Origin of the sequence: Microbacterium sp. NPDC087591, from assembly GCF_044743625.1 — a bacterium.
In the GTDB taxonomy this organism is placed as follows: Bacteria; Actinomycetota; Actinomycetes; order Actinomycetales; family Microbacteriaceae; genus Microbacterium.
Genome location: NZ_JBIUWU010000002.1, coordinates 517,550 through 529,541, shown reverse-complemented (window position 1 = coordinate 529,541; position 11,992 = coordinate 517,550). Strand labels below are relative to the sequence as shown.

The following is an 11,992-nucleotide window of genomic DNA, read 5'->3' as shown; positions in this document are numbered from 1 at the left end:
AGACATGTCTCGACGGCCGGAATCCCAGAATGCGATCGAGTGCTCCGATCTGGTCATCGACCGCATCGGACACGGATTGCCGACGCGCGCCGTCGACGGGGTGACGTTCTCGCTGGCACCGGGGAACCTGATCTGCGTCGCCGGTCCCACCGGGTCGGGCAAGTCGACGCTGGTGGCGGCGTTGGCCGGGTCCACTGACCCCTCCGTGCGTGTGGTCGGCGGCAGCGCGCGCGTGTGCGGCGTGGATGTGCGACGCCCTGGGCGCAAGCACCGCATCCTCACGTATCGCACCGGTTTCGTACCGCAGGGGGCCGGAGGTGATCTGCCACCGCGCCTCACCGTGAACGAGGTCATCGCCGAGCCGATCCTCATGCGTGAGAAGCGCGTGAACTCGAAGGCGCTGTCGATCCGCGTGGCCACTCTGCTCGACGAGCTGCACCTTCCGCTCGGCACGGCGGCGAAGTTCCCCTATGAGCTCAGCGCCGGTATGCGGCAGCGGGTGGCGATCGCTCGCTCCTTCATCCTCGAACCTCAGGTGCTGATCGCCGACGAGCCGCTCGCGAATCTCGATCTCGAGGTGCGTCCTGTCGTGTTCGACGCCATCACGAGAAGGCGCAAAGAACAGGGGATGGCGGCGCTGCTCGTCACCAACGACGCCGACTTCATCCGGGAGCTCAACGCCGAGACACTCATGCTGCGCAGCGGTCATGTCGTCGCGCGCGGCGTCGGCAAGGACCTGCTGTGGGTGCCGAATGCCGAGGCGGATTCACAGCACTGAACGCGACACGCCCGAGGGACGCAGAAGCGTCCCTGGTGTCACGAGTAGCCCACGGAGTTTGCTAAGCTTGTCGAGTTGCCCGCGCAGCGGAGCACATTCCTCGGTAGCTCAATTGGCAGAGCAGCCGGCTGTTAACCGGCAGGTTCTTGGTTCGAGTCCAAGCCGGGGAGCCAATAAGGGCCCGGAACTCCTACGAGTTCCGGGCCCTTCCTTTCGCACAGAGTATGAGTGCTCCAGGTGATTGTCCCTGTGACGCGAGCTCTCGGCCGCGACCAAGAGCTCGCGCCATCCGGGTATCTCTACTTGGGGAACCCAGGTCCTACCTGCTTGCTGAGGACACGGTAGTCGCGCCAATAGATCGATGCGCTGAGCGGCGCTCGAACGTAATAGCATCCACTGATCCACACTGTGCCTTTCGGAGCAGTGGCGTTCTGACATGAGCTGTTGCTCGTGAACACGACGTGTCCGGTCGTCGCGGCACTCGCCGGGACGACGGAACTCAGAGCCAGTGCTATTCCGAGTGCCCCCGCAACCAAGAACTTCTTACGCATTTCATCTCCGGTCTTCGATGACGCTGAACCATTGTCCTGATGGACATGGCAAGCAGGAGCGTAGCTCGGAGAAGACCGCGGGTTCGCTCGACTCACCCGGCGTGTCTCAGCGGGACGAGCCGGCGAGGCTTCCCTTGACCTTGCCGTCCATATCGAAGACGACGCAGAAGATCTTGCGTGCGCCGGGAACATCCCATTCTTCCTGGGTCGGGATGAGAGGGAAAACGTCCAGTGATGACTCGGCCTTGTCCACTCCGATGAACTTTGTGAACTCGTCGCCGACGCATTCGCTGGAGGCAGCGTCGAGGGTCTCAGCCGAATAGTCCATCTCGGGGAGCGAGATCGAGTGGAAGATCTCTTCATCGTGCGGCTCCGCACAGGGAACGACCCGTGCGTCTCCTGGAAGGCCGCTTGGCCCCTGGACTCTGCAGTCGCCCAGTTTCGCGACGGCTGTGACCGCTGTCGCGGATCCAGTAGCGGGCGCCATCGACGATGAGTCGGAATCCTCCCCAGGGGGCATGGCAGCGCAACTTGCGAGTGCCACAGTGAGAAGCGTGGCCAATCCCGTCGAATACAGCACCGTTGTCCGCCATTGAGGCGCCTTGATCATGTTCATCGCCATCGCCGGTGTCAGCCCTCGAGGTTGTCGATGCCGGGCATCCAGCTGGAACCCGGTCGTCCCCATCCGCGCTTGCGAGAGATCTTCTGCACGGTCTTCCAATCGCCGTCCGAGAGTCGGTCGACGTAGAGGATGCCGTCGAGGTGGTCGAACTCATGTTGCATGATGCGCGCCCGCCAGCCGTCGACCTCGATCGAGACGGGGGTGCCGTCGAGGTCGGTGGCGGTGACGCGAACGCGCTCTGAACGGCGCAGAGGGAATCGCTCCCCGGGGAAGGACAGGCAGCCCTCGGACTCGAGATCGGGATCCGGGTCGCCGGGCTCGAGCGGCGTCATCCAGAGTTCCGGATTGATGAGCACGCCGCGCCACGGCTGATCGTCGTCGTCGACGTATGAATAGGTGTAGATGCGAAGCGGCACGCCGACCTGCGGGGCCGCGAGACCGACGCCGGGAGCGGTGTCCATGGTCTCGAACATGTCGGCGACGAGGGTGCGGACGTCGTCCGTGATCTCGTCGACGCGGGAAGCGGGGGAGTGCAGAACAGGGTCGCCCATGATGCGAATCGGAAGTACAGCCACGTCACAACCCTAGTGCGCGGGGTGGGCCGGGTAGGGTCTTAGTGTGAGCGCAGGGGTATGGATGAACGCGGTAGAAGACGTCGGCGACCAGCTCGTCGGCGCCTTCCAGAACCCCGGACTGCTGCTCGGTATCCCGCTAGCGCTGGCCGGCGCGGTCTTCATGTCGTTGGGCGCGCAGTATCAGCACCGCGGCGTGGAGAAGGTCGAGCGGCTCAGCGGGTCCACGGGCACCTCGGGACTCAGCGTCGCTCAGCTCAAGGGACTGCTCACGCGTCCGTCATGGATCCTCGGCACGTTGATGCTCGGGCTGGCGATCGTCTGTCAGCTCGCTGCGCTGGTGAAGGCCCCGCTGATCGTCGTGCAGCCGCTCGGAGCGATCGCACTCGTGATCACGACGCTGCTCAACGCGCGCATCTCCGGCCATTCACCCACCCGGCAATCGATCACGGCGATCGTCTGCTGCGTGGGCGGCATCTTCCTCTTCGTCTTCTTCGCGGCGATCTTCGCCACCGAACAGGACATCACGGACCGTGAGCTGTTCGTCATCCTGGCGATCCTGCTCGTGGTGATCATCATCCTCGGTGCCTTCTGGTTGATACTCCGGCATCGCATGCGCGCTCTCTTCTACGTCATCGGCGCCGGCATCCTCTACGGTTTCGTCGCGACCCTCGCCAAGGTCGTCATCAAGCGCATCGAGGCGGGGAACTTCGAGTGGATCACGGCGATCTGCGTGCTCGCACTGATAGCCGCGTCGGCCGTGGGAGCGTACTTCGTGCAGACGGCCTACAGCTCGGGTCCGCCGGACCTCGTGATCGCCGGACTCACCGTCGTCGACCCGCTCATCGCGGTGCTCATCGGAATGGTGATCCTCGGCGAGGCCTCCGCCGCACCGCCGTGGGTGCTGGTGATCTTCGGCGTCGCCGGGGCGATCGCGGTCTGGGGCGTCATCGGTCTGGCCCGGTACCACCCGCAGGTGCTCAGCGACAGCCAGGAGCTCGGCATCGCCCGCGGCAGCGGACCTGCTGCCGGGGCCGCCGCCACGCCGTCGAACGATCAGACTCAGCCTGGTGGCGACCCGCTCCCGGGTTCGACGAACACCCCGTAGCTCGGCGCACAGGCCCGGCCCTGCGGTGAGCAGGTGTCAGTAGGCCGGGTCGATCAGATCGGGGGAGACCTCGGCGGCGGCCGCTTCGTCGACGAAGAACACGGTGCGCTTGCGCCCCTTCGCGCCCGCTGCAGGCACACTCGTGTAGCTCGCGCCGGCGAGTGCCAGGCCCAGGGCGGACGCCTTGTCGGCTCCGGTCATGACGAGCCAGACGCGCTTCGACGAGTTGAGGACCGGGCGGGTGAGCGTGACCCGCTCGGGCGGAGGCTTGGGCGAGTTGCGCACCGGCAGCGCGGCGGCGTCCGTCACCGTGACCTCATCGCGATCCGGGAAGAGCGAGGCGATGTGGCCATCCGGGCCCACACCGAGGAAGCACACCGCGAACGAGGGCCACGGGTGCTCGTCAGTTCCGAAGCGCGCCAGCTCAGCCGCATATGCCGCCGCCGACTCGTCGAGGGTGACTACCGTGTCAGGGCCGGCGACCTCGTGCACGTTCTCCGGCGGGACCGGGATGTGATCGAGGAGCGCTTGACGCGACTGCAGCGAGTTGCGGTCGGGATCGTCGCGGGGGACGAACCGCTCATCGCCCCACCAGAAATGCACGAGCGACCAGTCGATGGACGCGGCGCGCGGATGCTCCGCCGTCGCTCGCAGCACCGCCCCGCCCATCGATCCGCCGGTCAGGGCGATGTGCGCGATACGTCCGTTGCGGGTGCGCGCACGCACCCGCGTCAGGAATCGTTCGGCCACGCTCGTGGCGAGGGCGGCGGGCGTGGGTTCGACCACGACCCGCTTCTCTGCGGACGGTGTCTGCGACGACATCATGCTCCTGTCTCGGGCGGACCCAGCTTCTCCCAGCCCTCGGTGATCACTCGACCGTACAGGACGTCGGGGTCCAGTCTGCGCAGCTCCTCCGCGAGGCACTCCCGCAGGGTGCGACGTGGAAGATGCAGATCGTGGTTCGGCTGACCCGGCTGAGTCAGAACAGCGACGCCGGGCGTCGGCCGCTCCAGCAGGATGTCGCCCGACGCGCGGGTCAGACGCACCGACTTGATGCCCTCTTCCCAGTGCGACGGGTCCTCGTACGACCAGCGCACCGGCACCTCGAGTGCCATTTGCAGCCACGCGGCCAGCAGCGCGGTCGAGGGCGATGCGGCGGCACCGCGGACCTCGACGCCGGTGATCTCCTCGTAGGGTGGCTGATCGAGCACGGCGGCGAGCTGCTCGCGCCAGTGCGTCAGGCGCGTCCAGGCGAGATCCGTGTCGCCGGGGGCGTGGGTCTCGCCGAGGAGGGCGAGGCGGTCGCGCACATCGCTCGCGGTCGCGGCATCCGTGATGCGTCGCTGCGCGATCTTGCCGAGCGGGGACTGCGCGGGGTTCACGGGGGCTTCTTCCGGCCACCAGGCGACGACAGGAGCATCGGGCAGGAGCAGGCCGGTGATCAGGCTCTCCTCGTTGCTCGCGGCATCGCCGAACGCGCGGAGGACCACGACCTCGCTGGCTCCGGCGTCGCCACCGACGCGGATCTGCGCGTCGAGTCGGGAATCGCCGTCACCGGTCGTGATGACGATCACGCGCATCGGGTGCTCGCGAGAGGCGTCGTTTGCGGCATCGATGGCCGCCTCGGCAACACCGTTGCGGGCGGAGATGACGAGGGTCAGCACGCGTCCGAGTGCGACGGCGCCGCCCTCCTCGCGCACCTTCACCAGCTGCTTGGCGACCTGGCTGACCGTCGTGTCGGGAAGGTCGATGATCACGGTCGTCTCCAGACTCGTCCGTCGCGGGCCAACAGGGCGTCGGCGGAGGCCGGTCCCCACGAGCCGGGTGCGTACTGCTCCACTGGGCCGCCCTCGGCTGCCCAGTACTCTTCCACCGGGTCGAGGATCTTCCAGGAGAGCTCGACCTCCTCGTGCCGCGGGAACAGCGGCGGATCGCCCAGGAGGACGTCCAGGATGAGACGCTCGTACGCCTCGGGGCTCGCCTCGGTGAACGCGTGGCCGTAGCCGAAGTCCATGGTGACATCGCGCACGTTCGAGCCGCTGCCGGGAACCTTCGAGCCGAAGCGGATCGTGACGCCCTCGTCGGGCTGCACGCGGATCACCAGCGCGTTCTGACCCAGCTCGGACGCGTTGCCGCGACCGAACAGGTGCTGCGGGGCGCGCTTGAAGACCACGGCGATCTCGGTCACGCGGCGGCCGAGCCGCTTGCCGGTGCGCAGATAGAACGGCACGTCTGCCCAGCGGCGCGTGTCGATCTCGAGCTTGATCGCGGCGTACGTCTCGGTGGTCGACTCGGGGTTCATGCCCTCCTCGGCCAGGAAGCCGGTGACCTTCTCGCCGCCCTGCCATCCGCCGTCGTACTGCCCGCGGGCGGTGGCGAGCGAGAGGTCCTCCGGCACGTGGACGGCCGCGAGCACCTTCTCCTTCTCGGCACGCAGGTGCTCGGCGGAGAGGCTGATCGGCTCCTCCATCGCGGTGAGCGCGAGCAGCTGGAGCAGGTGGTTCTGGATCACGTCGCGCGCTGCGCCGATGCCGTCGTAGTACCCCGCACGTCCCCCCACGCCGATGTCCTCGGCCATGGTGATCTGCACGTGGTCGACGTAGTTGCGGTTCCAGATCGGCTCGTACAGCTCGTTGGCGAAGCGCAGCGCCAGGATGTTCTGGACTGTCTCCTTGCCGAGGTAGTGGTCGATGCGGAAGATCGAGTCCGCGGGGAACGCGACCTCGAGTGCCGCGTTCAAAGCACGCGCCGACTCCAGGTCGTGCCCGAACGGCTTCTCGATGACCACGCGTCGCCAGCGCTCGTCGTCGTCGCTGTTCTCGCCGACCAGTCCCGAGTCCTTGAGCTGCTTCGCGACGAGCGGGAAGTCCTTCGGCGGGATCGAGAGGTAGAACGCGTGGTTGCCCATGGTTCCCCGCTCGACGTCGAGCTGATCGATCGTCTCGCGCAGCTTGCGGAACGAGTCCGGGTTGTCGAACTCGCCCGAGACGAAGCGGATGCCCTGCAGCAGCTGCGCCCACGTCTCCTCGCGGAACGGGGTGCGGGCGTGCTGCTTGACCGCGTCGTACACGACCTGCGCGAAGTCCTGGTCCTCCCAGTCCCGTCGGGCGAAACCGACGAGGGCGAATCCAGGAGGGAGCAGGCCGCGATTGGCGAGGTCGTAGACCGCGGGCATGAGCTTCTTGCGCGACAGATCGCCGGTCACGCCGAAGATCACGAGAGCGCTGGGCCCCGCGATCCGGTTGAGACGGCGATCGTCAGGGTCGCGCAGCGGGTTCTGCCCGCGCGAGATGGGAACAGACATCGGTGGGGGATTCTCCTGCTGTCTACTTCTGAGCGGCTTCGAAGAGGGTGAGCACGTCGGCGGACGAGTCGGTGATCGTCAGCGACACGACGGGACGTCCGTGCTCGGCCAGCACCGCGGCATCGCCGGCAGCCTGTGCCTCGATGAGCTGCCCGAAGGTGAACGGGCGCTCGGGGATCTCGAGATCGACGTCGGTGCGCTCCAGGATCTGAAGGAACACGCCCTGAGCCGGTCCGCCCTTGTGGTACTGACCCGTCGAGTGCAGGAAGCGCGGTCCCCACCCGAACGTGGTCGGGCGACCGGAATCGGCTGCGACGAGCTCGCGGAGCCCCTGCAGCTGCGGAACGTCGAGCCGGTTCACGTAGGCCTGGATGGAGACGTAGCCGTCTTCCGCGAGCCGAGCCCACAGCGCGTCGAGCACGCCTTCGACGGTGCCGGAGGCGGCCAGCGCGGCGTCCGAGACACGGACCTCGACGCCGTCCTGCGTGAACGCCGGTGCCGTCGGCTCCGGACGGGCATCCAGCAGACCGCGCGCGGCGACCTTCGCGGACTCGACGTCGGGCTGGTCGAACGGGTTGATGCCCAGCAGGTGGCCGGCGATCGCGGTGGCGTACTCCCACACGACGAGCTGAGCGCCCAGCGTGCCGCTGACGAGGATCTCGCCCTCGTGACGCTCGCGTAGGTGGAACTCGTTCGCGTCGTCGACCAGGCGCACGATCTGCAGGTCGGCGGGATGCGTGTCCAGCTCCGGGGAGACCGGGAGCAGCACGACCGGCAGGATGCCGGTGCCGTTCTTGCCCGTGGACTCGGCGATCAGCTGCTCGATCCAGTCGGGCAGTCCCTTGATGTGGGTGCCGTCGGTGATCAGACCGAGCTTGTCGCGACGCGGGGAGGTCGCGGCGATCGCCGCGGCCAGACGCAGTGCGGGGTTCTCGGCGGAGTCGACCGCGACCTCGAGCAGCGATGCCTCTGCCTCGTTCAGCAGCTCGTCGATGTCGACGCCCGCGAGCCCGGACGGGACCAGACCGAACGCGGTGAGCGCCGAGTAGCGGCCCCCGACGTTCGGGTCCGCGTTGAACACGCGGTAGCCGGCCTCGCGTGCCGAGGAGTCGAGCGGGGAGCCCGGGTCGGTCACGACCACGATGCGCTCCACCGGGTCGATGCCGAGGTCGCGGAACGCGGCCTCGAACGTGCGACGCTGCGAATCCGTCTCGACCGTGGATCCGGACTTCGACGAGACGACGAGCACGGTGTCGGCGAGTCCCTCGTCGAGTGCGGCGAGCACCTGGCCGGGCGCGGTCGAGTCGAGGATCGTCAGCGGCACGCCGGCGGTCTGTGCGATGACCTCGGGTGCGAGCGACGAACCGCCCATACCGGCCAGCACGACGCGGGAGATGCCCTTGGCGTTCAGCTCATCGCGGAGAGCGGTGATCTCGGCGACCAGCGGGCGCGAGATCGACACGGCTTCGACCCAGCCCAGACGGACGGCTGCCTCCGCCTCGGCGTCGGCACCCCAGAGGGTGTTGTCGCCGCTCGTGATCCGTGATGCGACGAGGTCGCGGACGAGCCCGGGAACGGTCTCGTCGATCGCGACGCGCGGGGCGCCCGATGCGTGGATCGAGAACGTCATCGCTGGGCCTCCAGGCCCTCGGAGACCTGAGCGAGCAGGTCATGCCAGGAGTCGATGAACTTCGCGACACCCTCGTCTTCGAGCACCTGGGTGACGTCGGCGAAGTCGACGCCGACCGCGGCGAGGTCTGCGAAGACCTGGTGTGCCTCGGCGTAGCCACCGGTGATCGTGTCGCCGGTGACGACGCCGTGGTCGAACGTGGCCTCGAGCGTCTTCTCGGGCATCGTGTTCACGACGCCCTCGGCGACGAGCTCGGTCACGTACAGCGTGTCGGGCAGGTTCGGGTCCTTGACACCGGTCGAGGCCCACAGCGGACGCTGCAGGTTCGCGCCCAGGGCGATGAGGTCCTGTGCCCGCTTCTCGGCGAACTTCTGCTCGAACAGCTCGTACGCGAGGCGTGCGTTGGCGAGTCCGGCCTTGCTCTTCAGCGCGGCGGCCTCGTCGGTGCCGATGGCGGTCAGTCGCTTGTCGGTCTCGGTGTCGACGCGCGACACGAAGAACGAGGCGACGGAGTGGATGCTCGACAGGTCGAAGTCGGCGCTGTGCGCGCGCTCGAGCCCGGCGATGTAGGCGTCGATGACCTCGGCGTAGCGCTCCAGGCTGAAGATCAGCGTCACGTTGACGCTGATGCCGGTCGCGATGGCCTCGGTGATGGCCGGAAGGCCCGCCTTGGTCGCGGGGATCTTCACGAGCAGGTTGGGGCGGTCGACCTTGGCCCAGAGCTGCTTGGCCTGGGCGACCGTTCCCTCGGTGTCGTGCGCCAGGTCGGGGGAGACCTCGATCGAGACGCGGCCGTCCACGTGGTTCGACGCCTCCCACACCGGGCGGAACACGTCGAGCGCCGCGGCGACGTCCTGCGTGGTGGCGGCGAAGACCGCTTCTTCCGCGGTCGCACCGGTCGCGGCGAGCTCGGTGACCTGAGCGTCGTACGACGTGTCGTTCTTGTCGGTGATCGCGTTGGCGAAGATCGTGGGGTTCGTGGTGACGCCCACGACGTTGCGCGACGCGATCAGGTCGGCGAGGTTGCCCGACGAGATGCGCGTGCGGGAGAGGTCGTCGAGCCAGATGCTGACGCCGGCGGCGGCGAGCTGTGCGGTGGGGGTGCTCATGCGTTCTCCTTGGTGCTGTTGGCTGCGATGGTCTCGCGAGCGGCCGCGATGACGGCCTCGGTGGTGATGCCGAACTTCTCGAACAGGGTCTTGTAGTCGGCGGACGCGCCGAAGTGGTCGATGCCGACCGAACGACCACGGTCGCCGACGATGCCGCGCCACGAGAGCACGGATCCGGCCTCGACCGAGACGCGGGCGGTGACGGATGCCGGGAGCACGCTCTCGCGGTAGGCCTCGTCCTGCTCGTCGAACCACTCCAGCGACGGAGCGGAGACGACGCGGACGCCGATGCCCTCCTCGCTCAGGGCGGCGCGGGCGGCGACTGCCAGCTGCACCTCGGAGCCGGTGGCGATGATGATCACGTCAGGCGTGCCACCTGCCGCCTCGGCGAGCACATACGCGCCCTTGGCGACGTTGGACGCGGCAGCGAAGGTCTCGCCCTCGGCGGCGCCATCTCCGCGCTCGAACACCGGAATGTTCTGACGCGTCAGGGCGATACCGGCCGGACCCTCCTGGCGGCGCAGGATCTCGAGCCAGGCCTCCGAGGTCTCGTTCGCGTCCGCGGGGCGGACGACGGCGAGGTTCGGGATGGCGCGCAGGGTCGCGATCTGCTCGATCGGCTGGTGCGTGGGGCCGTCCTCGCCGAGGGCGACGGAGTCGTGGGTCCAGACGAAGACGCTGGGCACGTTCATGAGCGCGGCGAGACGGACGGCCGGACGCATGTAGTCGCTGAAGATGAGGAAGGTGCCGCCGAACGCACGGGTCTTGCCGTGCAGGACGATGCCGTTCACGATCGCGCCCATGGCGTGCTCGCGGATGCCGAAGTGCAGCACGCGGCCGTACGGGGTGCCCGACCACTCGTGCGTGGACCACTCGGACGGGATGAAGGACGGGGCGCCCTTGATCGTCGTGAGGTTCGACTCCGCGAGGTCTGCCGATCCACCCCACAGCTCGGGGAGCTGTGCGGCGAGCGCGTTGATGACCTGTCCCGAAGCGGCGCGGGTCGAGACGTCCTTGCCTGCCTCGAACACCGGGAGCGCCGACGAGATGTCCTCGGGCAGTTCGCCGGACTCGAGGCGGTCGAGCAGCTCCTTGCGCTCAGGGTTCGCAGCGGCCCAGGCGTCGAACGATGCCTGCCACTCGGCGCGTGCCTCGGCGGCGCGTGCGGCGAGGCCGCGAGTGTGTGCGATCACGTCGTCGGCGACGGCGAAGTGCTGCTCGGGGTCGAAGCCGAGCACCTTCTTCGTCGCGGCGAGCTCATCGGCGCCGAGCGCGGAGCCGTGGATCTTGCCGGAGTTCTGCTTGCCGGGCGACGGCCAGCCGATGATGGTCTTGAGGATGATGAGCGACGGCTTGGAGGTCTCGCCCTTGGCGGCCTCGATGGCGGCGTACAGCTCCGCGACGTCTTCGACGTACTCGCCGGTCTTCTTCCAGTCGACGGTCTGGACCTGCCAGCCGTAGGACTCGTAGCGCTTCGCGACATCCTCGGTGAAGGCCACGTTGGTGTCGTCCTCGATCGAGATCTGGTTCGAGTCGTAGATGGCGATCAGGTTGCCGAGCTGCTGGTGACCCGCGAGCGACGACGCCTCGCTGGTGACGCCCTCCTGCAGGTCGCCATCGCCGGCGATCACGTAGACGAAGTGGTCGAACGGGCTGGTGCCCGCCGCAGCCTCGGGGTCGAACAGGCCGCGCTCGTAGCGGGCGGCGTAGGCGAAGCCCACCGCCGAGGCGAGTCCCTGACCCAGGGGGCCGGTCGTGATCTCGACGCCCTTGGTGTGGCCGTACTCCGGGTGCCCGGGGGTGAGGGAGCCCCACGTGCGCAGCGCCTTCAGATCGTCGAGTTCGAGACCGAAGCCGCCGAGGTAGAGCTCGACGTACTGCGTGAGGGACGAGTGTCCCACCGAGAGGATGAAGCGGTCACGGCCGAGCCAGTCGGTGTCGGTCGGGTCGTGACGGAGCACCCGCTGGTACAGAAGGTACGCGGCCGGCGCGAGGCTCATGGCTGTGCCGGGGTGGCCGTTCCCGACCTTCTCCACAGCGTCCGCCGCCAGGATCCGCGCGGTATCCACCGCGCGCCGATCGATTTCTTCCCACTGCAATTCCGACACGTCCATGCCCTTTCCGACAGTTTCAAGGGCGCCGTTATTCCCTGGCGCATCCGCGTCTGCCCAGGCGCAACCGCCTCGTTGAGAAAGGGGATCACAGCGCCAGGCGCGAGTGATTTCAGCATAGCGGTGCGTCCATTCCGTCTGACGCTGTCTTACGGCGGGGTCGCGTCGGCGCGGCGATCGAGCGGCGAGTCGGGTGCCCTAGACTGG

10 protein-coding genes and 1 tRNA gene are annotated in these 11,992 nt (G+C 67.9%); 3 read left to right on the top strand and 8 right to left on the bottom strand.

Going from position 1 to position 11,992, the window contains the following annotated elements; all coding sequences use genetic code 11:
- The first annotated feature begins 4 nt into the window (after nt 1–4).
- Together ACIOVG_RS13155 and ACIOVG_RS13150 are read left to right on the top strand one after the other, a co-directional pair.
- Nucleotides 5–778 carry an ATP-binding cassette domain-containing protein gene (locus ACIOVG_RS13155; protein ID WP_400874059.1) on the top strand — a complete coding sequence of 258 codons (774 nt, stop codon included), beginning with the start codon at nt 5–7 and terminating at the stop codon, nt 776–778.
- Nucleotides 779–875: 97 nt separating this feature from the next.
- Nucleotides 876–951: transfer RNA gene (locus tag ACIOVG_RS13150), tRNA-Asn, on the top strand.
- A 484-nt stretch (nt 952–1,435) separates the two neighbouring features.
- Here ACIOVG_RS13150 and ACIOVG_RS13145 read toward each other — a convergent pair.
- Both ACIOVG_RS13145 and def read right to left on the bottom strand, forming a co-directional pair.
- Entirely contained in the window at nt 1,436–1,945 is a 510-nt protein-coding gene (locus ACIOVG_RS13145; protein ID WP_400874056.1) for a hypothetical protein, read from the bottom strand.
- 14 nt (nt 1,946–1,959) lie between these two features.
- Nucleotides 1,960–2,526, bottom strand: coding sequence for a peptide deformylase (gene def, locus ACIOVG_RS13140; RefSeq protein ID WP_400874053.1), 567 nt, complete (start codon nt 2,524–2,526; stop codon nt 1,960–1,962).
- A 61-nt stretch (nt 2,527–2,587) separates the two neighbouring features.
- On the opposite strand from def, the gene ACIOVG_RS13135 reads away from it, so the two are divergent.
- Nucleotides 2,588–3,631, top strand: a complete 1,044-nt coding sequence (locus ACIOVG_RS13135) for a DMT family transporter (protein WP_400874050.1) — start codon at nt 2,588–2,590, stop codon at nt 3,629–3,631.
- 36 nt (nt 3,632–3,667) lie between these two features.
- Here the strand turns inward: ACIOVG_RS13135 and pgl are convergent, their stop codons facing one another.
- Genes pgl through tkt form a run of 6 tightly spaced genes read right to left on the bottom strand, consistent with a single transcriptional unit; the run spans nt 3,668 to nt 11,788 of the window.
- Entirely contained in the window at nt 3,668–4,453 is a 786-nt protein-coding gene (pgl, locus tag ACIOVG_RS13130) for a 6-phosphogluconolactonase (RefSeq protein ID WP_400874792.1), read from the bottom strand.
- A complete protein-coding gene (locus ACIOVG_RS13125) occupies nt 4,453–5,388 on the bottom strand; it encodes a glucose-6-phosphate dehydrogenase assembly protein OpcA (protein WP_400874047.1) in 936 nt (311 codons plus the stop codon). The genes pgl and ACIOVG_RS13125 overlap by 1 nt, the downstream gene beginning before the upstream one ends.
- Nucleotides 5,385–6,935, bottom strand: coding sequence for a glucose-6-phosphate dehydrogenase (gene zwf / locus ACIOVG_RS13120; protein ID WP_141871797.1), 1,551 nt, complete (start codon nt 6,933–6,935; stop codon nt 5,385–5,387). Before zwf ends, ACIOVG_RS13125 begins: the two co-directional genes overlap by 4 nt.
- 22 nt (nt 6,936–6,957) lie before the next feature.
- A complete protein-coding gene (locus ACIOVG_RS13115; RefSeq protein ID WP_400874044.1) occupies nt 6,958–8,565 on the bottom strand; it encodes a glucose-6-phosphate isomerase in 1,608 nt (535 codons plus the stop codon).
- Nucleotides 8,562–9,674 (bottom strand): transaldolase, encoded by a 1,113-nt coding sequence (tal, locus tag ACIOVG_RS13110; protein WP_400874042.1) that lies wholly within the window; start codon nt 9,672–9,674, stop codon nt 8,562–8,564. Before tal ends, ACIOVG_RS13115 begins: the two co-directional genes overlap by 4 nt.
- Entirely contained in the window at nt 9,671–11,788 is a 2,118-nt protein-coding gene (tkt, locus tag ACIOVG_RS13105; RefSeq protein ID WP_400874039.1) for a transketolase, read from the bottom strand. The genes tal and tkt overlap by 4 nt, the downstream gene beginning before the upstream one ends.
- Nucleotides 11,789–11,992: the final 204 nt, after the last annotated feature.